Source organism: Mariniflexile sp. HNIBRBA6329 (assembly GCF_043558645.1).
Taxonomy (GTDB): domain Bacteria; phylum Bacteroidota; class Bacteroidia; order Flavobacteriales; family Flavobacteriaceae; genus Mariniflexile.
On sequence record NZ_JBIFXS010000002.1, the window covers coordinates 174,850 to 199,417 of the forward strand.

General features: G+C 33.8%; 20 protein-coding genes. 10 read left to right on the forward strand and 10 right to left on the reverse strand.

Annotated elements, in window-relative coordinates; all coding sequences use genetic code 11:
* The first annotated feature begins 40 nt into the window (after nt 1-40).
* From ACGK9U_RS03625 to ACGK9U_RS03640, 4 genes are all read left to right on the forward strand, one after another.
* Nucleotides 41-904, forward strand: a complete 864-nt coding sequence (locus ACGK9U_RS03625) for a glycosyltransferase (protein WP_394464995.1) — start codon at nt 41-43, stop codon at nt 902-904.
* A gap of 285 nt (nt 905-1,189) precedes the next feature.
* On the forward strand, nt 1,190-2,254 hold the full coding sequence (locus ACGK9U_RS03630; protein WP_394464996.1) for a hypothetical protein: 1,065 nt from the start codon (nt 1,190-1,192) through the stop codon (nt 2,252-2,254).
* A gap of 434 nt (nt 2,255-2,688) precedes the next feature.
* Nucleotides 2,689-4,890, forward strand: a complete 2,202-nt coding sequence (locus tag ACGK9U_RS03635) for a T9SS type A sorting domain-containing protein (RefSeq protein ID WP_394464997.1) — start codon at nt 2,689-2,691, stop codon at nt 4,888-4,890.
* A 243-nt stretch (nt 4,891-5,133) separates the two neighbouring features.
* Nucleotides 5,134-5,361, forward strand: a complete 228-nt coding sequence (locus ACGK9U_RS03640) for a hypothetical protein (RefSeq protein ID WP_394464998.1) — start codon at nt 5,134-5,136, stop codon at nt 5,359-5,361.
* Between the two features lie 172 nt (nt 5,362-5,533).
* On the opposite strand, the gene ACGK9U_RS03645 is transcribed toward ACGK9U_RS03640, so the two are convergent.
* The 3 genes from ACGK9U_RS03645 to pafA form a co-directional block, all read right to left on the reverse strand.
* A complete protein-coding gene (locus ACGK9U_RS03645; RefSeq protein ID WP_394464999.1) occupies nt 5,534-7,609 on the reverse strand; it encodes a T9SS type A sorting domain-containing protein in 2,076 nt (691 codons plus the stop codon).
* 95 nt (nt 7,610-7,704) lie between these two features.
* Nucleotides 7,705-8,514 carry a DNA/RNA non-specific endonuclease gene (locus tag ACGK9U_RS03650; RefSeq protein WP_394465000.1) on the reverse strand — a complete coding sequence of 270 codons (810 nt, stop codon included), beginning with the start codon at nt 8,512-8,514 and terminating at the stop codon, nt 7,705-7,707.
* Nucleotides 8,515-10,176 carry an alkaline phosphatase PafA gene (pafA, locus tag ACGK9U_RS03655; RefSeq protein ID WP_394465001.1) on the reverse strand — a complete coding sequence of 554 codons (1,662 nt, stop codon included), beginning with the start codon at nt 10,174-10,176 and terminating at the stop codon, nt 8,515-8,517. It abuts the gene before it with no gap.
* 106 nt (nt 10,177-10,282) lie between these two features.
* On the opposite strand from pafA, the gene ACGK9U_RS03660 reads away from it, so the two are divergent.
* Both ACGK9U_RS03660 and ACGK9U_RS03665 read left to right on the forward strand, forming a co-directional pair.
* On the forward strand, nt 10,283-11,020 hold the full coding sequence (locus tag ACGK9U_RS03660; protein ID WP_394465002.1) for an MlaE family ABC transporter permease: 738 nt from the start codon (nt 10,283-10,285) through the stop codon (nt 11,018-11,020).
* Entirely contained in the window at nt 11,020-11,787 is a 768-nt protein-coding gene (locus tag ACGK9U_RS03665) for an ABC transporter ATP-binding protein (RefSeq protein ID WP_394465003.1), read from the forward strand. Before ACGK9U_RS03660 ends, ACGK9U_RS03665 begins: the two co-directional genes overlap by 1 nt.
* Nucleotides 11,788-11,792: 5 nt before the next feature.
* On the opposite strand, the gene ACGK9U_RS03670 is transcribed toward ACGK9U_RS03665, so the two are convergent.
* The 7 genes from ACGK9U_RS03670 to ACGK9U_RS03700 all read right to left on the reverse strand — a co-directional run bounded on the left by ACGK9U_RS03670 (nt 11,793) and on the right by ACGK9U_RS03700 (nt 20,785).
* Nucleotides 11,793-13,289, reverse strand: a complete 1,497-nt coding sequence (locus ACGK9U_RS03670; RefSeq protein ID WP_394465004.1) for a DUF389 domain-containing protein — start codon at nt 13,287-13,289, stop codon at nt 11,793-11,795.
* Nucleotides 13,290-13,367: 78 nt separating this feature from the next.
* Nucleotides 13,368-14,447, reverse strand: a complete 1,080-nt coding sequence (locus ACGK9U_RS03675; RefSeq protein ID WP_394465005.1) for a mannose-1-phosphate guanylyltransferase — start codon at nt 14,445-14,447, stop codon at nt 13,368-13,370.
* 16 nt (nt 14,448-14,463) lie between these two features.
* The gene (locus ACGK9U_RS03680; protein ID WP_394465006.1) at nt 14,464-15,078 is read right to left on the reverse strand and encodes a SprT-like domain-containing protein; all 615 of its coding nucleotides are present in this window, start codon (nt 15,076-15,078) and stop codon (nt 14,464-14,466) included.
* Between the two features lie 65 nt (nt 15,079-15,143).
* Complete coding sequence (locus ACGK9U_RS03685) at nt 15,144-15,779, reverse strand: HAD family hydrolase (protein ID WP_394465007.1); 636 nt, start codon at nt 15,777-15,779, stop codon at nt 15,144-15,146.
* A 3-nt stretch (nt 15,780-15,782) separates the two neighbouring features.
* Nucleotides 15,783-19,010 (reverse strand): T9SS type B sorting domain-containing protein, encoded by a 3,228-nt coding sequence (locus ACGK9U_RS03690; RefSeq protein ID WP_394465008.1) that lies wholly within the window; start codon nt 19,008-19,010, stop codon nt 15,783-15,785.
* A gap of 88 nt (nt 19,011-19,098) precedes the next feature.
* Nucleotides 19,099-19,782 carry an SDR family NAD(P)-dependent oxidoreductase gene (locus ACGK9U_RS03695; protein WP_394465009.1) on the reverse strand — a complete coding sequence of 228 codons (684 nt, stop codon included), beginning with the start codon at nt 19,780-19,782 and terminating at the stop codon, nt 19,099-19,101.
* Entirely contained in the window at nt 19,775-20,785 is a 1,011-nt protein-coding gene (locus ACGK9U_RS03700; RefSeq protein ID WP_394465010.1) for a M28 family peptidase, read from the reverse strand. The genes ACGK9U_RS03695 and ACGK9U_RS03700 overlap by 8 nt, the downstream gene beginning before the upstream one ends.
* 143 nt (nt 20,786-20,928) lie before the next feature.
* Here ACGK9U_RS03700 and ACGK9U_RS03705 point away from each other — a divergent pair, with 143 nt between their 5' ends.
* The 4 genes from ACGK9U_RS03705 to ACGK9U_RS03720 all read left to right on the forward strand — a co-directional run bounded on the left by ACGK9U_RS03705 (nt 20,929) and on the right by ACGK9U_RS03720 (nt 24,444).
* Entirely contained in the window at nt 20,929-22,035 is a 1,107-nt protein-coding gene (locus ACGK9U_RS03705) for a nickel-binding protein (protein WP_394465011.1), read from the forward strand.
* Nucleotides 22,036-22,151: 116 nt separating this feature from the next.
* Nucleotides 22,152-22,526, forward strand: a complete 375-nt coding sequence (locus tag ACGK9U_RS03710; protein WP_394465012.1) for a group 1 truncated hemoglobin — start codon at nt 22,152-22,154, stop codon at nt 22,524-22,526.
* 23 nt (nt 22,527-22,549) lie between these two features.
* Nucleotides 22,550-23,938 (forward strand): FAD-binding oxidoreductase, encoded by a 1,389-nt coding sequence (locus tag ACGK9U_RS03715; protein ID WP_394465013.1) that lies wholly within the window; start codon nt 22,550-22,552, stop codon nt 23,936-23,938.
* 41 nt (nt 23,939-23,979) lie between these two features.
* Complete coding sequence (locus ACGK9U_RS03720) at nt 23,980-24,444, forward strand: cupin domain-containing protein (RefSeq protein ID WP_394465014.1); 465 nt, start codon at nt 23,980-23,982, stop codon at nt 24,442-24,444.
* The last annotated feature ends 124 nt before the right edge of the window (nt 24,445-24,568 follow it).

Genomic DNA, 24,568 nt, shown 5'->3' on the forward strand with positions numbered 1-24,568 from the left:
GGGATTTGGGATTTGGGATTTAAATATTGAAATTTACAAAATGAACTTTTACATCATCATTCCAGCACATAACGAAGCTAGTTCTATTGGTTTAACTTTAGATTCTTTAGTCAAACAAACGCTTCAACCAAAACGTATTGTTGTTGTGAATGATAATTCAACGGATGACACACAAGATATTGTTGAAGGATATTCAGCAAAATATTCTTGGATTCAGTTAGTAAATTCAAAATCTTCCAACGAACATTTACCGGGTTCAAAAATTATTAATGCTTTTTACAAAGGTTACGAAACTCTTGATGAGCGTTATGATGTGCTATGTAAATTTGATGCCGATTTAATTTTCCCTTCTAATTATTTAGAACAACTAGCCATCCATTTTACCGCAGACAAGCATATTGGCATGGCAGCAGGCTTTTGCTATATTGAAAAAAATGGTGCTTGGGTATTGGAAAACTTAACCCGAAAAGACCACATTCGAGGAGCCTTAAAAGCTTATAAAAAAGACTGCTTTTTACAAATTGGTAAATTAAAACCATCTATGGGTTGGGATACGGTTGATGAATTGCTTGCTAAATTTTACGGTTGGAAACTTGTAACCGATGAATCACTGCATGTAAAACATTTAAAACCTACCGGTATTAGCTATAACAAAGCTTCAAAATATTTACAAGGTGAAGCTATGTACAAAATGCGCTATGGCTTTTTCATCACTTTAATTTCAGCTTTAAAATTGGCTTATAAAAAAGGTAGTTTTATACTTTTTAAAGATTATTTAGCAGGTTATTTTAAAGCTAAAAAGAATAAAATTGACTTTTTGATTACCGAAGAAGAAGGTGAATTTATTAGAAATTTACGGTTGAAAGGATTACGGAAAAGTTTGTTTGGTTTCAATAAACCTTGAACCTCTAAAAATAAAGCCTTTATAATTTTAACTGAAGATGAACATGACAAATTTATTCATTTTGAAATTGAATAAGAAGTTTTGGAATTATGCTAAATGGCCTACCTAACCGGTAGGCTTTATGAAAAAAATGTACCTATCTGTCCAAGTAAGCCTAATTTATATTATTTTGCACTCTGTTTTAAATTATAAATTATTGAATCACTACTTGAGTCCACGATACCAATTGTTATGACAAATTTTAAAAAAGTTTTCCTATTATTTCTATTATATTCTCTCTCTACCATGTCTGTATTAGCCCATGTAGAAAAGGTATACAGTCTAGAAGGCACTATAGACAATCGAGAAATAATTATGGAGATTCGTAATGTTGAGGGATATTATAGTGGAAGATATTGTTTCCGTGATAAAAAAAAATCCATCTACCTGCAGGTCGAATACGATTCTATCGCATTCACCTTCAATTTATTGCGATCCAATTTAAAAACAAAAAATCAAGAATCATTTGAGCAGATTGTTATAACTGAAGATTCGTTACATAATTGGTTCGGGGAACAAAGAACTCCGGATGGTAAGATTCATCAGGTTTTTCTGCGCCCGATTAAAATAAATCAATCTGAACCTCATTCAATAAAGAACGAAAAGATAAAAGAAAAATTATCACCATATAATTATTGCCTGCTCAGTGATATAAAATATGAATCAACATCGATTCAAAAGTTAAAAAAGGGGATAAAAATAGAATGGCTTACTGAAACTGGATCTAAAATTAAATTATTCCGTGTAGTTGAGGGGTTTTCCGAATCAAGAATGGTTAAAATAAATAATTACCTTGAACAGTTTTATATAAATGATATACTTAACGGTTATAGTTATGAAAATTTCGAAAACGAAATAAATATTAGCTATTTTACTCCCAATATACTAAGTATGGTAGAGTCTACAAAAAGTTACACCAGTAATACCAAAGAAAATACTTCTGTCATGTATTTAACTCTAGATTTAAAAACTCTTAAAAAATTAAATCTTGAAGACTTACTTTGGCTAGGAGAAGGAACACCTCCTCGTAATGAATCTAGAGAATATTTTAAATATCGAGGTGAAGTTTTTGAGAAAAAAATAGAAAAATATATACATAGTTCTTACGCAAAAGAAATAAATAATTCAAAGTGTGATTATTCTAATGAAAAGACTTTTCGTTTCCCCGATTTTTATCTCTCTAAGAAAGGAATCGTTCTCATGTTAAATCATTATAAGCTCAGCGATGAATGTAAAAAACAAACATGGGCAGTTCTGCGCTACAATGATTTTCCTAATAAATGGAACGAGGAGTATTTTAATAAAAAATAAAAGAACAAATTTTTATATCTTAATTTTTTCAAATCCATATTATTCTATTTCATAATTTATAAATAAAACATATGGAGTAGTTTAGCTATACAAAAGAATAATTCATTAGGGTTTTAACTCAAAATGGATGATTTTGGATTGATTATCAAAGGCGTCAAGCATTAAGTATTAAGGTATTTAGTACTTTTATTCTTCTTTTGATTTTATATTAAAATTGTTCAAAACAAACCTATAACAGGTAAGTACAGGATGGAAAGGTTCAAAAACATAAATACTTTTATATTACCAAATAAGCATATTTAAAACACTTACTAAATACCGACCAACTAAATTGTCTACCTGCAATAATAATCAACTCATTGGAACAGTCAACATTTATGCTCCAGTACTAAAAATCTATATAAAAAATTATTTTCAACACTATAAGCTGATTTATGAAAACGAACTTTACAATTAAAAACACCCTGTTAGTTTATCAATTCACGGTTAAAAATTTATTTAAAAACAGGTTACTTATAAACCTGTCTTTAATTGGCATTATGACGCTTTGTAGTTTCACGCTTCACGGGCAGCGTTACATGGAAAACCTTGACAGAGGATTAATTGCCATGCGAACTAACTCGAATTCAGTGCTAATAAGTTGGCGAATTCCTGGTGACGAATATACCCAGAATGCTACCTACAATCTATATCGTGGGGCAACACTAATTGCTTCCAATCTTAACGTTTCAAATTATGTTGATGCAACTAGTATTAATTATCCTTATAGTGTAGCCGCTGTTATTAACGGGACAGAGCAAGCACTTTCCCCTGCTATAAGCATTAGAGGAAGTCAGTATTTTTCTATTCCTGTTAGATCGGTTAACGGTGGTTATACAACTCATAATCTTAATGATGCCTCTGTTGGCGATCTGGATGGAGACGGAGAATACGAGATTGTTATAAAAAGACTCTCAAATGATGAATCTCCTACCTCACCATACAATCATTATCTTGAAGCTTATGAACTTGATGGTACATTTATGTGGGCTATTGATTTAGGTCCTAACATATTGAATGCAGTAGAAGTGAATTTTTTAGTATACGATTTTGATAATGATGGTAAAGCCGAAGTTGCTACCAGAACTTCAGATGGTATGATTGACGGTATAGGTAATAATATTGGAGACAGAGATGAAGATGGACAAATTAATTACCGTTCTTCTGCGACACAAAATTCTTCATGGTATAGAACCCAAGGTCCCGATTACATATCCATATTTAATGGCGAAACAGGCGCAGAAATTGCATGGGATTTTTACATCGATCGTGAACCAATAGCACAATGGGGACTACCGGGCCATAACCTTTATCACCTTGGCCATAGGGCTACCAAATGTATGTGGGCAGTTGCCTATCTTGATGGTGTAAATCCAAGTTTTGTTATCGGCAGAGGAATTTATCACCGTATAAAACTAGAAGCATGGAATTTCAGAAATGGCACTTTAACACAAGAGTGGGCTTGGGATAGCAGCCCTGGTGGAGTAGCCACTGCTTATCACGGCCAAGGAAACCACAATCTTGCTGCCGGTGATGTTGATGGTGATGGGAGAGACGAGATAACTTATGGAGGCATGGCGATTGATGAAAATGGTAATGGTCTGTACTCTACAGGTTTTGGGCATGGCGATGCTGCTCATTTAGCAGATATTAATCCTGATATTCCTGGTTTGGAATATTTTAGCTGTATGGAAGGTGCTGGCGGAACAATCCCGGGTTTAGCAATAAGAAATGCTGAAACTGGTACGGTACAATGGGCAAATTATTCAAGTGGTGATATTGGAAGATGTATGGCTGCCGATGTAGATCCAAACTACAAAGGTATGGAAGTATGGGGTTCTGATGGTTCTGGTCTTCGTAGCTGCACTGGTCAACTTATATCAAATTCAATACCAACTACAGCGGGTAACGGAGCTTCTTATAATTTTGGTGTTTGGTGGGATGGTGATGTTCAACGTGAAATACTCGACAGAACGGTAATAACTAAATGGAATGGAAACGGAACCGATAGGGTAGCTACATTGTACAACATTGTATCTATTTCTGATAATAATTCAACTAAATCAAATCCTTGCCTTATGGCTGATATTTTGGGTGATTGGCGAGAAGAAGTTATATACAGACGTTCAGACAACACAGGCTTGATTGTTTTTGTTTCTCCTTTTAGTACTAACCAAAGAATGTATACTTTAATGCATGATCCTAACTACAGGTCGGCTATTGCATGGCAGAACAATTCGTATAACCAGCCTCCAAATCTTGGGTTTTATTTTGGCGGCGGAATGGATACACCACCATCTCCTAATATTCAATTGGTAAACGGGGAACCGTTAAACGTTGTTCAAAAGGAAATAACAGAGGGCATAAATATTTATCCAAACCCTTCTAGTGGTGTTTTCGATATAAATTTACCTATATCTATTAAAGATGTCAATAGCGAATTATATAATATTAATGGTGCATTGATTTCAAGACAAAAGCATGAGTTAAATGGAAAGAACTTTGAACTAAATATAACAGATAGACCCGCTGGAGTGTATTTCTTGAAAATTAATTTAACAGAACCAGTAACCCTAAAGATTATAAAAACGGATTAATAAGCTTTCAAGATTTTCCATTTACAACCGCATGGAAAATTATAGATAGGCAAAATGGGACAACCCCACGGAAAAAATTGGCTTATAAAAAAGGGTTTTACACTTTTTAAAGATTATTTAGCAGGTTATTTTAAAGCTAAAAAGAATAAAATTGTTTTTTGGTCACCGAAAAAGAAGGTGAATTTATTATAAATTTGCACTCAAAAGGATGTTTAATAAATTCAAATCTTAAAAAACATTTACATGAAAGCTATCGGATTGACACTTCTTTTTTGCATCGGGATCTTCTTTTTAGCTAAAGCAGCCTTAAAACCTTCTATTAGTGAGGTTAAAAACAACACAGACAACCTAAACTGCACACCTCCAAATACCGTAGAAGCCAATTCTGGTCATGATGAAGGTTGTTGCATTATTTTGGATAGAACCTCCGTTATTCTTAAGCAAAATTCAAAACACAAAGTACAACACTAATTAAAACTCCAGTCTTTGTAGTTGCTTGAACTTCCAAGGCATTCTCTAAAGTGTCCTCTAATTGTGGAAAGAAATCGATTCCTGTTAGTTTATCAATTCTTGTTGAAAAAACATGATAAACAAAAAAGGTTCTATTTTTAATCAGAACCTTTTTTATAAATTATAAAAAATTTCAATAATAGATAACCAATCGTTTTACAAAGCTCTCGCCCGTTGCTTTATCTGTTACTCTTATAAAATAAAGTCCACTATCATAGTTGCTTAAATCTAAAATAGTTCTTTTATTACTTGAGCTATAATCTTTATTAGATAATTGAACATTTCTTAAGTTATTTATACTAACATTTATTCTGTCACTACTAAGTTTTGAGTAATCAATGTTGACTGAACTTTTAGCTGGGTTAGGAAATAAAGCCACTTTACTTGTACTTGGAGCTGTTCTAGTAACTGTTATAGCATTAGAAAGACTGAAACAACCATCTAAACTAGAAACCAAGTGGTCTCCCTCGCCAGGTGGCTCAATACCTGTTAGTCCTTCTTCATAACTCAAATGCCATATTTTACAGACTCCAACTCCAGCCGTATTAAAATCAACATCCGAATAATTAGCTGGCAACCCAAGAATAACTGTCCCTTCTTCATTGGTCACAACCCAAGCAGAATTTGTTCCAATATTACCCTCTAGAGTAATAGCATTGGCAGGAATTTTATCTTCCGTTTCATCAATCGTAAAATCAAAGTTATTATTTGTACCGCCTGTTAGTACACCTCCATTAACACCATTTCTAGTAACGGTAATTGCATTGGACAAATCGTAGCACCCCATCAAATCTCCTGCATTAGTTACTCCTTCTAAACTGACATTTTCTGCATAGCTTAAATGCCATATTAAACAAACACCCTCTCCTGCTCCCTCTAAATCAAAGCTATTGTTGGTAGATGTATCTAAGATATTAGCATCGGCATCGGTAATAACCCAAAGCATATTTACACCTTGTCCGCCACTAGCACCGGTTAAAGTAACTTCAAACAAATCTGAATTTCCGTCTCCAGCACAAATTTCAATATCGGTTGAACCATCAGCTAAAGCAATATTACCGCCTTCTGGATGTTGTATTCTATTTACAGTAATTGGGTTAGACAGATCGTAGCACCCCATTAAATCTCCTGCATTAGTTATTCCTTCTAAACTCACATTTTCTGCATAGCTTAAATGCCATATTAAACAAACACCGTCACCTGCCCCCTCTAAATCGAAGCTATTGTTGGTAGATGTATCTAAGATATTAGCATCGGCATCGGTAATAACCCAAAGCATATTTACACCTTGTCCGCCGCTAGCACCGGTTAAAGTAACTTCAAACAAATCAGAAATTCCATCTCCAGCACAAATTTCAATATCGGTTGAACCATCAGCTAAAGTAATATTACCTGCTTCTGGTTGTTGTATTCTATTTACATTTATTGGGTTTGATAGCGCATAACAACCTGTTAAATCGTTAGCATTTTCTACATTTAGACTAACATTATTTTCATAGCTTAAATGCCAAATTAAACAAACTCCTTCTGGAGCCTCATCAAAATTAACATCGTAAGGAGAATCAGGAGTTCCTAAAATTTTACCTGCACTATCTGTAACTACCCACGCATAATTAGTACCCATATTTCCTGAAAGTGTAATAGAGCCATCTGGAATATTATCTGCTTGATCATCATTAACACAAAACTCGAAAGGACCTCCTTCTAAAGTTCCTGCCGTAGGTTGCTGGAATCTTTCAACCATAATTGGCTCCGATAAATCAAACCTCCCAACAATATCATCAATGTTTTTTGTGAATTTTCCTTGACCAGATGGGTCCACCAAAGGTTTTATACCATTATAAGCAAGATGATATATATAGCAGACACCTACACCTGCACCATCAAAATCTACATCTGAAGGGCTATCTGGTAAACCAAGAATATCCCCTTCTTCGTTTGTAATAATCCATTGTTTTACACGCCCAGAGGCATTCTCTAAAATTACATCAACATAATCAGGCTCACCATCACCAACACAAACACTGGTATATTTTTCGCCATCAATAAATGTAATTTCGCCACCGTAAACAGTTGCATTTTCGTTAGCATTAGAATTTTGAGCTGTAATGGTGCTAAACGCAAAGAATAGAAATGTTAATAAAAAAAAGTAGGTTTTAATATTTTTGAAAATAAGTTTTAGGGTATCAACGTGTACTTTTTCTTTCATAACTATTTGATTTAAAATTATTTATAAAATATAAGATACAAAAAACCCAAAAAATGTTAGTTATCTAACACTTGAATGGCAATTTTTTTCGATAATTAGTAAAATGCCCACTCTTTATAGCTACTAGAAGCTTCTAATTTATTTTCTAAAGTATCATTTAATTGAGGAAAGAAATCAATTCCGGTTAGTTTTTCAATAGAATCTACCGAAACCACAAATTCATAAAGTGGTTTGTTGGAATTTTCATGAGTCATTAAAAAAGCAATCATTTTTGTTTTTCCCGAATCGTTATCAATCAATACTTTATAAAACTGATTTGGCACTGCTACCCTTTCGCTTCCTATGGTTTTCATGTTTCCTTTTAAAACACCGCCTGTTACCACAAAAACCCCATCGTATTTACTTGCCCAATAGCGTATTTTTTGCTCTAAGGTATTCCAAATTCCAGAATTAAAAGCGTGGTCTTGCGGAGAAATATTACTGGTTAAAAAAGTTTCTTCATATACAAACTTACTGTAACTTCTATCACCCGCAGGACATAAATGCCCACGGTCGTAACCTGAGTTTTTATAATTCCTCCAATCGGCAGCACCCGTTTTAACCGCTTTATCAACTTCGAAATATGGACGCTTGAATTTGGTATTGGATAAGTGGTGTTTTTTTAACTCATAAGCAACCCACTCCGCTTGCTCATGTGGCTCGCTATAAGAAAGCGAATAACCTTCATGATGTACTATTTGCCCCGTAGTGCTGGTGGGCAAAAAATATTCGTTGGTGTTTTGTTTAGCTTCCTCGCCTTCCGCTACAATTTCTACCTTTTCTTCTACTTTTAAAAAATGTTCATACCCATAAATCCCTAAAACAATAAGAATAGCAATTAATGAGTAAACTGATTTTTTGGTCATCTATCTAAAAACAAATTCTAAGGGTTGACCAATAGCACCGTTTGGAAAGCTGATGCCTAAAAGTGCAGACATAGTTGGTGCCACATCGATAATTTCGGTTTTTTGGAAAGTTTCTCCATGCTTAATGCCATTTCCGAAGAATAAAAGAGGCACATGGGTATCATAATCAAAACCAGAACCATGGGTAGAACCTGTTTTGCTGTATGAAATATAAGCCGCATCATAAACAAAAAGCACATCTCCAGAACGTTTTTGATTGTGTCCTTTTTGCAACAATGCTTCAATACCCTCTGTAAACGACGTTGAATTTATAGTGGTTGCCGTATATACCTTATCTATATATTCATAACCAATAATTTCGTTTACAATCGCTTCTTGAACGTCATCTAAATCCAAATCGAGTTTATTTATTTGAGTTCTATTTAAAAAAATCTGGTTATTGCTTATGTTTTCAACTAAATCGGAAGCGCCAAATTTAGCAAGCATAAATGCACTTAACTTATCTTTAAACGAATTTGTATCTACATAACCCGCTGGTATTTTCACACTTTTTAAATATGCTGGAACATCTACCGCAGCATGGTCTGCAGTTAAAAATACCGTATATGCACCTTTTCCAACCTTAGCATCTAACGCATTGAACAAACGTTCTAAATCTTTATCTAAACGAATATAAGTGTCCTCAATTTCTTTTGAATTTACTCCAAATTTATGCCCTACATAATCGGTACTGGAAAAACTTACTGCAAGCACATCGATATCGGTATCTTGCCCTATTTGTTCGCCTGATAAGGCTGCTATGGCAAAATCTGCTACAATACTATTTCCGTATGCGGTTGTTTTTATAATATCAAAACCTCCGTTTTTATCTTTTAAAGTTCCTAAGTCGTATGGAAAGGTAGCTGTTTCTTTTCCTTTAAAAGTACCCTCGAAATCATTCAAATCACTTCCACTTTCGGTGTATGTTGAAATATCGAAAAGTGTATTCCATGGTTTCAAATACGATTCTGCAACTTTTGAATTATTGAATTCATTCACCCAATTAGGCAAAGCAGTCATATAAAAAGTACTTGTTATAAAATAGCCTTTATCTTTTCCGTAAAACCAATAAGCCGCATTAGCTGTATGACCTGCTGGTAAAATGGCACCTCTATCTTTTATGGAAATACCAATCGTTTTTCCTCGCATTTGTGTAAACAAACGATTTTCGTCTGAAAAAGTAGTAGCTTTCATTCGGTGTGGAGACATTTGTCCGTCTTCGGTAACAGCGCCCACAGATTGCACACTATCATCACCCGCACAATACACGCTTTTCTTAATTTCTTTATCGTACCAATCATTCGCTATAATACCATGGTATTTTGGTGTAGTGCCCGTATAAACCGAAGCATGACCTGGTCCTGTATAGGTTGGCACATAATTGTAATGGTTGTTTTTACAGTTAAATCCTTCATTCATCATGCGTTTAAAACCTCCTTCTCCATATTTATTATAAAAACGCGTTAAATAATCATAACGCATTTGGTCTACCACAATGCCAACTACAAGCCTTGTAGCATTGGTGTTAGTTCCATTATCTTTACTTAAAACGACCTCGTTTTGGGCTTTACACGAAAAAATTAAAGTAAGCGCAAACAGGAAACAGGCAATATTTTTAAACATATCTATCCATATTTATTTCAAAAATACAGATTTTAGAATATCTTAATTTAAAATTAAAGTTAAATACCTCTAACTTTTTTTTACTTTAGCACTATTAAAATTTATTATGACCTATCTACATAATATTGGTGCTTATTTTATAATGATTGCTGAAATGTTTCGCAAACCAACGAAGTGGTCTGTGATGAAACGATTGATATTTAAAGATATTGATGATTTGGTAATTGGCTCATTAGGCATCATTGCTTTTATATCGTTTTTTGTTGGTGGTGTTATTACCATCCAAACCGCTTTAAACATTAGCAACCCACTTATTCCCAAATACTTGGTAGGATTTGCTACCAGACAATCGGTAATTTTAGAATTCGCCCCTACCTTCACATCCGTTATTATGGCAGGAAAAGTAGGTTCGTTTATAACGTCCAGTATAGGCACCATGCGTGTTACCGAGCAAATTGATGCGTTGGAAGTTATGGGTATAAACTCATTAAACTACCTTATATTTCCAAAAACTATAGCTTTAATGCTTTACCCTTTTGCCATTGCCATTGGTATGTTTTTAGGTATTTTAGGTGGTATGGCAGCTTGTGTGTATGGAGGTTTCAGTTCGTTAGAAGATTATATTTATGGCATCCAAACCGATTTTATTCCTTTTCACATTACGTATGCATTTATAAAAACCTTTGTTTTTGCTTTTGTACTGGCAACCATTCCTGCGTTTCATGGTTACTATATGAAAGGTGGTGCGCTTGAAGTAGGAAAAGCAAGTACCACATCGTTTGTGTGGACCAGCGTTGTTATCATCCTTTTAAATTATTTCCTAACTCAAATGCTTTTAAGCTAATGATAGAAGTTAAAGATTTACATAAATCGTTTAATGGTGTAGAAGTTTTAAAAGGCATCAGTACAACGTTTGAAAAAGGAAAAACCAACCTCATCATCGGGCAAAGTGGCTCTGGTAAAACCGTATTTTTAAAATGCCTTTTAGGATTATTTAATTATGAAGAAGGTTGTATAGCTTACGATGGTAAAGTTTTTTCAAATTTAACAGAAGACGAAAAACGTAATTTACGAGGCGAAATTGGTATGGTATTCCAAGGAAGCGCCTTATTTGATTCGATGACAATTGCCGAAAACGTGATGTTCCCGTTGCGTATGTTTACCAACCAAAATAAAAGCGAAATGGAAGACCGTGTAAACTTTGTTTTGAACCGTGTTAATTTATCGGACGCCCATAAAAAAATGCCTAGTGAAGCTTCGGGTGGTATGCAAAAGCGTGTTGCTATTGCCAGAGCTATTGTAAATAACCCAAAATACTTGTTTTGCGATGAGCCAAACTCTGGTTTAGACCCAAAAACATCTATTGTAATTGATAATTTAATTAAAGAAATTACTGAAGAATACGATATTACCACTGTAATAAACTCGCATGATATGAATTCGGTAATGGAAATTGGCGAAAAAATTGTGTTCTTAAAAAACGGTTTAAAAGCTTGGGAAGGCTCAAAAAACACAATTTTTAAAACAGATAATGAAGTAGTTACCGACTTTGTTTATTCATCTGAATTGATGAAAAAAGTACGCCAAATGTATATTGAAGAGAGACAGTAACTTCTCTATCTTTCTCGTTTGATAACCAAACTATCTAAATCAAATCGTTGTTTTAACCAACGCTCTAATTTACTTTGCTGCTTTAAAACATCTTCTTCCCTAATCGCTTTTTCATTCCATTTTACTGTAAAAACCGAAAGTGTATCTATTTTAGAAAAATTAGAAGTTATAACCGTTGAATAGGATAACCTATCAACGTTCTCATAGTTAATTTTCACTTCTTTAGTCAAGTCATCAAATGGTATTTGTTGTGCTTCAAGTTTTGACAAATTCTTTAATTTTTCTTCCAGAAAGGCTATTTTTTGTGTTTGTGAAAGCAAATCTATAGAATCTCTATATCTAATTTGTTCCATATATCTCAAAGTTCCTAAGTTTTTGGTTTTATTTTGGTTCAATACTAACTCAACATTTGCTAAAGCATCATAATCTTTCAATCTACTTCTTAGAATCTCTATAGTTCCTTGGGGCACTTCATCCAAACCAAAGGAGTTTAACACGATAGATGATGGGATTTTATCATCATCGGAATAATTTATGATTGAGTTTTTCTTTATATAATCGACATGTGGTAACGTACTTAGCTCTCTATTTATAAAATTCTGAGCATCTCTTTCAAACCTACTTTCCTTTAATACACTAACAAAAGTCCACATAGCAGGAATTATGGCTATAATTGCCAAAAAAGTCGCAAACCTGCTTATAAACCTTCTTCTTGCCGAATTAGCATATTTAAGCATTGGGAAATTAAGCACTTTTACTACTAAAAATGTAGCCAAGGCAATAAAAATTGTATTTATGGTAAATAGGTAAAGTGCACCCAAGGCATAGGTCATACCTTTACTTAAATTTTCTTCAACAGCTACTGCCAGCCCATAACCAACGGTACACAATGGTGGCATTAAAGCAGTTGCAATAGCTACACCAAAAATTACTGAAGCAATGGTACCTCTTTTTGTGCGCGCAATTATTAATGCCAACCCACCAAAAAAGGCAATGAGTACGTCGCGAATGTCTGGTTTTGTTCTAGCTAATAATTCTGAAGATTCTTCACTTAATGGAAATAACCAAAAAAACAAGAAAGCGGTTAATACACTTAGCAAAATCATGACCCCGAAATTGACCAGTGATTTTTTCAAAGTATCGATATCATTAATGGAAACCGATAAACCAATACCCAAAATAGGTCCCATTAATGGAGAAATCAACATGGCTCCTATTACCACCGCAGTAGAATTAGCATTTAAGCCAACCGATGCCACAAAAATAGAACACACTAAAATCCACGCAGTGGCTCCTTTAAATGGAATATCGTTTTTTATTGCTTGTATCGTAGCATCGCGATCGGTATCTTCACGAAAATCCAACAATTCGCTAACAAATCGTTTTATATTTTCATACAAACCTTTAGCTCCTTGCTTCATCGCTGCTTTAGAATCTTCAACTGCTTTAGACTTATCGGATTTATTTTCTTCTTCAGAAAAATTAAACTTGTTTTCCTCCATTTTTTAAAAATTAACCACTAATTCACTAATATAAATAAATTTCTCACTCCTTGCTTGCAGAATTTAATTTACACAAATTTATCCGTGATGCTTTCCAAATTTATCTTTTACCTTTTGAAGTACTTTTTTAATATCCTGCTCTTTAGCTTTTGGGTAAATTAGCAAAACATCTTCTTTATCAACTATAATATAATCCTGCAAACCATCGACTACAACAATCTTATCTTTTTTGGATCGAATCATATTGCCAGATGCTTCTTCAGTTAAGGTTTTAGCGTTTACTACGGCATTACCTGATCTATCTTTATCCAACTTATCGTATAAACTTCCCCATGTACCAAGGTCGTTCCAATCAAATTCTGCAGCAATTACATATACATTATTAGATTTTTCCATAATGGCATAATCAACCGAAATGTTTTCAGCATTTGGGTAATTTTCCTTTATGAATGCATCTTCTAAATTGGTGTTATAAGCACTTATACCGGCTTCAAAAAGCATATATAATTTAGGTTGATTGTTTTTAAAAGCCTCTACCACACTTTTCACACTCCACATAAAAATACCTGCATTCCATAAAAAATTTCCTTGTGCTATAAATTGTTTTGCAGTTTCATAATCTGGTTTCTCCCTAAACTGATTCACTGGTTTTATAGACTGTCCGGAAGCTTTATCAAACTCAATATAGCCATATCCTGTATTTGGAAATGTTGGTTGGATACCAAGCGTCATTAAAGCATCGTTTGTTGAACAATAATCAAACGCTTGTTGAACATTTTTTGAAAACGTAGTTTCATCTTCAATCCAATGGTCACTTGGTGCAACTATCATGATGGCATCTGGGTTCTCCTTTTGGATTTTTAAAGATGCATACAAAATACAAGGGGCTGTATTTCTCATAGCCGGTTCTAATAATACTTGGCGCTGAGTAATTCCTGGAAGTTGTTCAAAAACCAAATCGTTATAGCGTTCATTGGTTAGTATAAATATATTTTCCTTAGGAATTAAATGCGATAACCTTTGAAATGTTTTTTGTATTAGAGTATCTCCAGTTCCTAACATATCGTGAAACTGTTTCGGAAATGCCTCGGTGCTTACTGGCCAAAAACGTGAACCCACACCTCCTGCCATTAATATGGCGTAATAATTCTTATTCATTTTTTTATGTTTTTTATTATGAGATTCCTGCTTTCGCAGGAATTATTTCAACCTCAGCGTTAGGGTTAAACAAATACATTCGTCCTGTTTTAACTTCTACACACTCAAAACGCTTGGTACGTTGTGCTCCTTTTTTAAATATTTTACCATTGTATATTTTAAAAGTTTGCCCTAAAGGCACTTCAAAGATATAAGTTTTATTGTTAGGTGCATCGAATTGCTTTAAGGCTAAGGCTAATGTAGCATCGCTATCGCTAGAAGCTTTTGGGTTTTTAAAATGTTTTGCTAAAAGCGGCAATAAATCTATTGGGAAAATTTCAGGGTTTAAAAACGGTAACATTAAATGCTGGAATGTTTTTTTCCATTCTACTCCATGAGGTTTTATAAAACGTCCATAGGTTTTATAAGCTTCAAAATGGGCTATTTCATGTATTAAGGTGATTAAAAAACGATATTCATTTAGGTTTGAATTAATGGTAATTTGATGCTTCCCGTTTGGCAAACGCATATAATCGCCATGGCGGGTTTTACGTTCGTTTTTAATTTTAACAACCAAATGATCGTGCTCTAAAAGTTTTAAAACTTGAGAAATAGCTTTAGGCGAAATGTAATCTTGAAGTTTGTTTTGCATTAACACAAAAATACGGGAATTCTTTAAATGAATAAGAATTGATTTAACTGGAAATTTCTAAAAAATCAAATCATTCCTAAAAGTTCATTCATATTACTAAACGTTTTAGTAGCTTCTTTTTCTAGTTCATTATTATAATCGTGTGCTGTAAATCCAAACACATCAAAACCACCTGCTTTAGCTGCTTTTACACCTGATATGCTATCTTCTATCACCAAACATTCGCTCTGTTTAAAACCCATAGTTTTTGCTGCCCATAAAAATACTGCTGGATCTGGTTTCCATTTTTTAATAGCATAGCAACTGAAAATTTTGTTTTCAAAATAAGGCAACAATCCACTTAGTTCTAAATTCAGCTTTATTTTATTTTCTGGTCCGCTTGAAGCTACGCAAAAAGGGATGTTCAAATTATTTAATACGTTTTTAATACCCTCAACTGGCTTCATCCCTTTTCTAAAAGCTTCAAAACTTTGAGTTCTATAGTCATCTTGAAACGAATTGGGTAATGATTGGTTGATAAGTGCTGAAATATTTTCAATACAAGCTGTCATAAAACTGCCTTTAAAATGTTTCATCCCGTAGTCTAAGTCGATATTTGCGCCATAGCTATTTGCCATATCAACTAATATTTGAATGCTTATGGGTTCGCTATCTACCAAAACACCATCACAATCAAAAATTATGCATTTGTATTTGCTCATACACTATAATCTTAGCGAAAAATGCCCTTTAAACTCAGTTTCATTATTCAATTTAACTGTAAACCAATAATCTGTAGGTACCATTTTTTCACCTCGAAAAGTTCCATCCCAACCTATACTATTTATATTAAGTTTTTTTAGAAGTTTACCATATCTATCATAAATATAAACTTCAACATTTGGAAAATCTGTAATACCTTTTATATGCCATGTATCGTTTACATTATCATTATTTGGCGTAAAATATTTGGGATAATCTATAATAGTTACCTTCTCTGAATCGTTACCACATCCTAATTCATCTCTAACAAAAACGGTATAAATGCCTCCTAGAATATTATTAAAAGTATTACTGTTTTGAAAGTTAACACCGTCTATTGAATATTCAAAATCACCATCGCCTGATGCATTTACTTGTATAAAATTTTCATCGGACAATTCTTGATACTCTACATTTGTAATATTTGGAAGTTCGGAACGGATTAACTCAAAATCAAAACTATTTTCACAATAAATCCCATTTTTATTTTCACCTACTGTGAGCTTATATCCTCCTGCTTTCTCCAAATTCGCTTCATAAGTATTTGAAATAATAGTTCCATCTTGATATTCCCATGTATAGCTATCAAGATTGTTTTTTACACTTATTGCTAATGAAGGTTCTAAATTGCATAAAAAATAAGTGTCTTCAATAGTAACTGCTGGTAAATTATTTACAACCAAATCAAAACTGGTTTCGGAATAACATAAACTATTTAATTCATTCTCAACTTTTACATATATAGTTTGATACCAAGCCGTTGTATTTTTAAAAGACGTTGAAAATGGACTAGATAGTTGATTTCCAACAGGATCAAAATACGTTATTCTTAAGCCATTTTGATTTCCTATAATTTCAGTACCAATATTAGCTATATCAAAATTTGCATAACCACTTCCTTCATCACAAGCGTATCTATTTGAAGGTTTAAGTATTTGTGGTTGCGAAGCTGTTTTTAAAACCAAAGGTGTTTCAGCATAACAACTTGTTTGGGTATTTGTAACTCTAACTGTTATAATTTCTTGATTGGATATGGTGTTTGTATATGGATTAGGTAATGAACTTGGTAATTGATTTCCGTTAGTTTTAAAATAAGTAACTTCCATTCCTGTTTGGTTTCCTAAAACTTGAGATTGGATATTTGTTGTATCAAAATACTCTGAAATACCATCGTTATTATCATCACAACCTATTAGTTCTTGTAACGGATTAGCTATTGGCAACGGGTTTACTATTAACTTAAACGTTTTTTCTGTAGAACAATTTGAATCTGTGTTTTTTGTTTTTACAGTAATTAATTCCTCATTAACCACAAGGTTATTAATAGCATTTAAAGGCGGTACTATTTGCTGACCATTTTGGTGAAAAAATTCAACTTGAATATTGGTTTCTGTTCCAATAACATCGGTTTTTACTTGTTGCAAATTGAATAGAGCAAAACCGTCGGTATCATCATCACATAAATTAATATCTGCAATATTATTAGTGTTAGGTAAAGGGTTTACAATTAAGTCGAAACTGGTTTCAGAATAACAGCATGGATTATTTTTATGTGATACTCGAACAGTAATTGTTTCTCTATCCTTAATGGTGTTTGTAAATGGGTTTGGTAAAGTGTTATAAGATTTACCAGAACCATCTATATAAGTTATCGTCTTATCCGTTTGACCGCCCAAAACTTGAGATTCAATATTTGAAACATTAAAACTTGAAGAAATTCCTGTATTAATAGTATCCTCACAAGCATATACGTTATTTATTCCGTACACATTTGGCGGTTCTTTAACATCAATAGTTTCAGTTAAAACTTCAACACTTCCATCTTTACCTGTAACTGTTGCAGTAATGGTGTATGTTCCATCTGCTGAGAAATCATGAAAAGGTGACAAATCTGTTGATGTATTAGTTATACCTGAAGTAGGGTCGCCAAAATCCCAAACTACTGAGGCTACATTTTCCTTTTTTTCTACACTAAATTCTTTTAAAAACTCTGAGCAAATGTTTGAAATATTCATTTCAAAATTATTTGTTACGTGGTTTACGTTTCCTGTTACGTTTATATAATAGCTAGTATTTCTTGACTCGTAAACCCCAAATGGCGTACATCCTGGAGTATTTGATTTGCTCCAAGAAACATCATTATCAATCTCTGTTCCTGCTATAAATGCTGCCGAATAACCTGTACTCCACAAATGATAAACCTCAACAAGTATGTTTTCTACATCTCTAGGCACAACTATTGGATTTTCAAATTCTAAATTGAAAATCTTAGGATTATTTCTATCAGAAGAAGAAGGAAGTCTTAAGACTTGACTACTACCTATTAAATCAGTCGTAGAAAACGATGTAGGAAAATTGGAATCAATTCTATAAATATTGAATTGAATTCTAACATCCCATGCACCAACCGCAGAAAAAGCGACTTGACCATTATTTATAATAAACTCTTCATTGTTAGATATTCCAAAATCATCTAAAACAAACCTTCTAGCAAAATTAATCGATCCTCCTGAACAACCCCGTTCATTTACCCAAATAGGTTGATCACACACATTATGAGTTAAGGTAGTCGTTGCACCTAAACTCTTATTATTAAACTTTTCCCCAGTGACATTTATAAAAAAATTTGCATTAGGAACAGGTGTGCTAAGTTTATCTGTTGTAATAAAACTATAATACTCACGGCAGCCTGCAAACCAAGAAACATCTTTATCTTCTTCAGTCCCAGCAATAACAATATCTGTATAATTAGGATTATAAACATCATCTGGCTGACTTGCTACTACCAATATTCTTTCAACTTCAGCAGGGACAACTACTGGTATACTAAATTCTATTTGAATAATTTGTGGAACACCATCAATGTAAGGGATTTCTATAGCCCCACCATAGCCTAATGGCTTAGGTTTTGAATTTGGGAAATTGGAGTCTATACTTAAAACACTAACACTTAATCTAGCCCCTTCGTAAGATTTGCTAATAGCTACTTGTCCTGACTTAATAATAAATTGTTCAGTAGTTGATATTCCAAATTCGGAGAGCGTGAATACTCTTGCCCAATGTTCATCGTATTGACAATTAGGCATACCTGTGTCAATAGGCGTATTCCCAACATTATGACTTAAAGTTATTTGCGTATATCCCGTTATTGTAAAGCACAACCAAAAAAAAAGCGAAAGAATATTCTTCATTAAACAAATATATAAAACAGTATTATATATAGTTATGTTTTTAGTTTTAAAACAAAAATAAACGTTAAGTATTAATAAAATAATTCTTTTAAGGCGTAGAATTGGAAACCTGCAACAACTTCCCGTTGTAATATTTATTTCCGTTTAGCGAAAAATCGAAAATATATTGTGCCATTTCCAAGGCAGAAGTTGATGCGATATAACCTGGAAAAGCTTCTTCAAGCATTTCGGTTTGAACAGCACCCAATGCCAATACATTAAACGAAATTCCAGTTGCTTTATATTCTTCAGCTAACAATTCGGTTAAAGTAATTACGGCTGCTTTACTAGAGCTATAGGCTGCCAACCCTGGAAATTTCATACTACCCTGCACGCCACCCATAGAACTAATGGTCACTACATGGCTTCCCTTTTTCATAAAAGGCAAAACAATTCGGGTTAATTCGGCAACTCCAAACACGTTGGTTTTATAGACGGATTCGAATTCTTTCATAGAAATTTCAGAAAACGGTTTGTTTATCAACATACCTGCATTATTAATTAAAATATCTACCTGTTCCCAATCGCTTTCAATAAAATCTTCTACTTTTTTATAAGCCTCGGCATCATTTAAGTCCAACGAAAAAGCCGTAACATTTTTCAATTTTAAATCTTGCACCGGTTTTTCATTCCGCGAAAGCGCTAATACTTGATAGCCTGCTTTTGCAAAAATTTGCACCAACTCATAGCCTATACCTTTGCTTGTTCCTGTTATAATAATATTTTTACTCATGGGTCATTTTAATTTCTTTGGTTGGGGTATTGCACATACTTTCTATAGCTGGAATTACTTTATTTATTAAACTTGCCATATGATCGTAATCTAGTTTATCGGCTTCATCATCCACATGGTGGTAGTAATCGTAATTAGACAAATCGCAACTAGAAATGGTTTGACATGGCAATTTAAATTCTTGATAAAATGGGTAATTATCAGAATGCTTAAACAAATCGTACTTTTTGGATACTTCTGAAAACCCGGTGAAGTTGGAATTGGTGTATTCATTTATTTTAGCAGACATATTTGTCAAATCGTAACCCGTTAGAAAGGCATCGTAAGGTCTATCTTTAAACGGCACGCCTATCATTTCAAAATTCAGCATCGTATATAAGTCTATAGCATCCGTTTTCAACTTTTTAGCCAAATGCTCTGAACCTTTCAATCCTTTTTCTTCTGCCGAAAATAACGCAATCATAATGCTTCGTTTGTTGCCTTTTGTAGCTGCAAAATATTCGGCTATTTCTAATACACCGCTTGTACCCGCCGCATTATCGTTTGCGCCGTTAGCAATGGTATCATCACCCACTTTTTTTGCTGAACCAATATGGTCGTAGTGCGCACCTAATATGATAATTTCATTTTTAAGATTATTGTCGTTACCCTCTATAAAACCGACTAAATTATAAGCATCAATCCCTTTTAAATTAAAACTATCTCTATAGGTTTTGAAATAAGGTTTTATATTGTTTTGTTTGAAGAAATTTTCAATATAAATAGCTGCCTTTCCAATACCTTCTGAACCAGTATCCCTTCCTTGCAATTCATCGGATGCTAAATAAGATACAATCGCTTTTAACTCTTCACTTGTTGCCAACGTATTTTTTATGGGTTTAAAAGGCGTTTCAATATCATCAATATTTGATAACTTTCGCACATCTTCTTTATTCGCTATTACTGTTGAAGATTTGCACCCAATCACGAAAATCAGGATAAACAGGAAGACAACGTTTTTCATAAATTTATATTTGAGTTTAAAGATAAAAAACCTTGAGGTAAAAAGTTGCATATTATTTTTCATTTCACAACTACCTTATTGCAAGGTGTATCAAAATTAGCATATTAGCCTAAATATCATTAACTTGTTTAAAAATACACACTATGCCAATATACATGGATCGTCATAACATACCAGAAGAAATCACAGCCGAACATGTAGCCCAAATGCATCAAGAAGACTTAAAAGTACAACATTTGTATGGATGTAAAGGTATTACCTATTGGTGTGATGAGCAAAGAAGAACTGCTTTCTGTTTAATTGAGGCTCCCAATGAAAAGGCTATTAATGATATGCACAATAATGCGCATGGTGAAGTACCCCATAGAATTATAGAAGTAAACAAGAATATAGTAGAATCCTTTTTAGGACGTATTGAAGATCCTGTAAAAGCACAAAACACTTCATTAAACATAATTAACGACCCTGCTTTTAGGGTTGTAATGCTTATTGAAACCAGCGATTATTTGCACAGACTAGAAAGAAATCAGTTTAGTTTGTTCACACAGAAATTCCATAACAGTGTTACAAAATTACTTAAACAATTTGAAGGATGTATTGTAAAAAAAGATAATAACAGCTATTTGGTTTCTTTTGTATCGATTTCTGATGCTATTTTATGTGCTTTAAAAATTCAGTATAATTTCAAATACATAACTACAAAATATGACGCTTCAATGAGAATACTAAACATTGGTATTAGCTCTGGAGTTCCCGTTACCAATAAAGATTCCTTTTTTGAAGAAAGCATAACATTAGCTACACGGTTGTGTGAAATTGTTGATGACCAAATAGTTATTACTTCTGAAATAAAATCACTTTACGAAAGTGAGAATAGAGATAAATTCATTAATAAAGAACATATAAGATCAATAAATAAAAATGAAGAAAAATTCTTAACGGACTTGATGGATTTTGTAGCAACTATTTGGAATAAACCAGATTTTAATGTTAACGATTTTAGTAGAACATTGGGATATAGCAAATCACAACTTAATAGAAAACTAAAAAGCCTTACAGGAAAATCACCAAATAACTTTATTGTAGATTATAAGCTACAAAAAGCACTTAAAGCACTGCACGACCAGAAAGGAAACATTTCAGAAATTGCCTTTGAATCTGGATTTAATAGTCCTGCGTATTTTTCTACTTGCTTCAAAAATAAATTTGGAGTACTCCCTTCACAGTATCTTCACCACCACGTCTTATAACTATTTATTTTATAATATTTGTCACATTGATTCAAAATTATCATTTTTTGAATTAAATCTAGAGGTCATCACATTATAGTATCCTTAAATTTGGTAGATAACCAAAATTTAAGATCATGACTAAAACACTTTTTGAACGCTTAGGAGGCAGAAACGGAATATCAAACATTGTTGACGACACCGTTGAGAACCACATGAACAACCCAGCAGTTAACAACCGATTTCTTCCTTTTAAAGATCGACCCGAACAATTAGCTGTCATCAAACAACACACGGTTGACTTTTTTAGTGCTGGCAGCGGAGGTCCAGCAACCTATAAAGGTAAAGACATGGTAAAAGCCCATACGGGTATGAATATAAGCCCAGAAGAGTACATGCATGTTATAGATGATATTTTTGAAGCTTTAGACAAAAACAGCATTGATGAAGACTCAAAAAAGGATGTTCTTTCCATTTTATGGTCTTTAAAAAGCATGATTATTTCTAAATAAACAATCAAAAAATTAATATTAGAATGGAAAATGAAGTCAAAAATTTAGACCCTTCAATTATTGAATCATTTGAGTCACAATTAAGGGGAAAGCTTGTAAAACCAACTGATACAAACTATAACGAAACGCGCAAAGTCTATAACGGCATGATTAATAAGCATCCAGGGATATTTGCAATGTGTGTTGATGTTGCCGATGTGATAGCTTCAGTAAACTTTGGGAGAGATAACAATCTATTAATCGCCATACGAGGCGGTGGACATAATGGAGGTGGTTTAGGATTATGCGACGATGGCCTAGTCATCGACTTATCTAACTTAAAGTTTATCCGTGTTGATACATCGAACAATACGGTTAGAGTTGGAGGCGGAAATCTTTGGGGTGAAGTAGACCATGCAATACATCCCTTTGGCTTAGCAGTACCTGCTGGCATTATTTCCACTACAGGTGTCGGTGGTTTAACTCTTGGCGGTGGCGTTGGACATTTATCAAGAAAATATGGACTAACAATAGATAACCTTTTAGAAGCCGACATGGTTCTAGCTGATGGTTCTTTTGTTACGGTTAATAAAAACCAAAATACCGATTTATTTTGGGCAATTCGTGGTGGAGGCGGAAATTTTGGTATCATTACATCTTTTAAATTTCAAGCCCATAAAGTTAAAACTGTTATTGGTGGACCAACTTTGTGGCCTATAGAACGGACTGAAGAGATTATGGCATGGTACCATGAATTCATTAATAATGCTCCAGACGAGTTAAATGGATTTATAGCCACCATGATTATTCCTGGCCCTCCATTTCCCGATTTTTTACATGGAAATCAATATTGTGGTATTGTATGGTGTTATACTGGTAGTCAGGAAGAGTTTAACAAACTCATAAAACCTGCTATGGATTTAAACCCTGTTTTTGAACATGTTGGTGAAATGCCCTATCCTTCCATACAAACCCTCTTTGATGGCTTAATGCCACCAGGGTTGCAATGGTACTGGCGAGCCGATTTTTTTAATGAATTAGGCCCTGAAGTAAGTACACAACACTTAAAATTTGGATCCTGCATTCCTACGCCTCTTTCACAAATGCATTTATACCCCATTAGTGGAGCTGCTAGTCGTGTTGGAGCAGAAGAAACACCCTGGGCATACCGCGATGCTAAGTATGCGGGCGTTATCGTTGGTGTTTCACCAGAACCTAAAGATGCTGATAAAATCACTAATTGGTGTAAAGATTACTGGGAGGGATTGCATCCCTACTCTTCAGGTGGAGCGTATTCTAATTTTATGATGGATGAAGGACAAGATCGGGTAAAAGCAAGCTATAAGCATAATTATGAACGCTTATCAAAAATAAAACAAAAGTATGACCCGACTAACTTGTTTAGCGTTAATCAGAATATAAAACCTGCCTAGTAGGTATACTATATTATTTAAAAACTAAAAAATAACTTATCATGGTAACTACAAAATTTAAATTTATCTATTCTTGTTTAGCTGTTTTTGTGCTGAATGGTTTTAGCCTTTGCGCCCAAACAGCAGCAACGGTCAATTCAGAAATGTCAATTGCAAATACTATTGGTGACGCTGATCTTATATGGCATAAGGCTCCAGATTTTTTTCCTAATTGCTCTTTTACTATTTTAAATGGAGATATCTCTAAACCCAACTTAGATTTGTTCTTTAAAATAGAACCTAATACCGACGTCATTAGTCATACCCATAATTCACCCGAACGAATGGTACTGATAACAGGGGAACTTGAAGTAACTTATGAAGGTGAGCCAACACGAATAATAAAACCAGGCAGCTATCTATATGGCCCTGCGAGAAAACCCCACAAAGCAAAATGTCTTGACAGCGGTCCTTGCGTACTATTTATAGCTCTAGTTGCTCCTTTTGATGCGAATCCAACTGAATAAAAACAAAAACCCCATGGCGGTTTTAGAGCATGAGAAACAAGACTGTTTAACAGCAAATTCAGTCGCAAAAGTTACCACTATCATTGATCCATTTACGGCTGATGACAAATAAGGCATCTATTCA

Excerpts from the sequence above, each read along its gene's own strand:
- ACGK9U_RS03625 (WP_394464995.1), top strand. The coding sequence starts at position 41 with ATGAACTTTTACATCATCATTCCAGCACATAACGAAGCTAGTTCTATT.
- ACGK9U_RS03630 (WP_394464996.1), top strand. The coding sequence starts at position 1,190 with ATGTCTGTATTAGCCCATGTAGAAAAGGTATACAGTCTAGAAGGCACT.
- ACGK9U_RS03635 (WP_394464997.1), top strand. The coding sequence starts at position 2,689 with ATGAAAACGAACTTTACAATTAAAAACACCCTGTTAGTTTATCAATTC.
- ACGK9U_RS03640 (WP_394464998.1), top strand. The coding sequence starts at position 5,134 with ATGAAAGCTATCGGATTGACACTTCTTTTTTGCATCGGGATCTTCTTT.
- ACGK9U_RS03645 (WP_394464999.1), bottom strand. The coding sequence starts at position 7,609 with ATGAAAGAAAAAGTACACGTTGATACCCTAAAACTTATTTTCAAAAAT.
- ACGK9U_RS03650 (WP_394465000.1), bottom strand. The coding sequence starts at position 8,514 with ATGACCAAAAAATCAGTTTACTCATTAATTGCTATTCTTATTGTTTTA.
- pafA (WP_394465001.1), bottom strand. The coding sequence starts at position 10,176 with ATGTTTAAAAATATTGCCTGTTTCCTGTTTGCGCTTACTTTAATTTTT.
- ACGK9U_RS03660 (WP_394465002.1), top strand. The coding sequence starts at position 10,283 with ATGACCTATCTACATAATATTGGTGCTTATTTTATAATGATTGCTGAA.
- ACGK9U_RS03665 (WP_394465003.1), top strand. The coding sequence starts at position 11,020 with ATGATAGAAGTTAAAGATTTACATAAATCGTTTAATGGTGTAGAAGTT.
- ACGK9U_RS03670 (WP_394465004.1), bottom strand. The coding sequence starts at position 13,289 with ATGGAGGAAAACAAGTTTAATTTTTCTGAAGAAGAAAATAAATCCGAT.
- ACGK9U_RS03675 (WP_394465005.1), bottom strand. The coding sequence starts at position 14,447 with ATGAATAAGAATTATTACGCCATATTAATGGCAGGAGGTGTGGGTTCA.
- ACGK9U_RS03680 (WP_394465006.1), bottom strand. The coding sequence starts at position 15,078 with ATGCAAAACAAACTTCAAGATTACATTTCGCCTAAAGCTATTTCTCAA.
- ACGK9U_RS03685 (WP_394465007.1), bottom strand. The coding sequence starts at position 15,779 with ATGAGCAAATACAAATGCATAATTTTTGATTGTGATGGTGTTTTGGTA.
- ACGK9U_RS03690 (WP_394465008.1), bottom strand. The coding sequence starts at position 19,010 with ATGAAGAATATTCTTTCGCTTTTTTTTTGGTTGTGCTTTACAATAACG.
- ACGK9U_RS03695 (WP_394465009.1), bottom strand. The coding sequence starts at position 19,782 with ATGAGTAAAAATATTATTATAACAGGAACAAGCAAAGGTATAGGCTAT.
- ACGK9U_RS03700 (WP_394465010.1), bottom strand. The coding sequence starts at position 20,785 with ATGAAAAACGTTGTCTTCCTGTTTATCCTGATTTTCGTGATTGGGTGC.
- ACGK9U_RS03705 (WP_394465011.1), top strand. The coding sequence starts at position 20,929 with ATGCCAATATACATGGATCGTCATAACATACCAGAAGAAATCACAGCC.
- ACGK9U_RS03710 (WP_394465012.1), top strand. The coding sequence starts at position 22,152 with ATGACTAAAACACTTTTTGAACGCTTAGGAGGCAGAAACGGAATATCA.
- ACGK9U_RS03715 (WP_394465013.1), top strand. The coding sequence starts at position 22,550 with ATGGAAAATGAAGTCAAAAATTTAGACCCTTCAATTATTGAATCATTT.
- ACGK9U_RS03720 (WP_394465014.1), top strand. The coding sequence starts at position 23,980 with ATGGTAACTACAAAATTTAAATTTATCTATTCTTGTTTAGCTGTTTTT.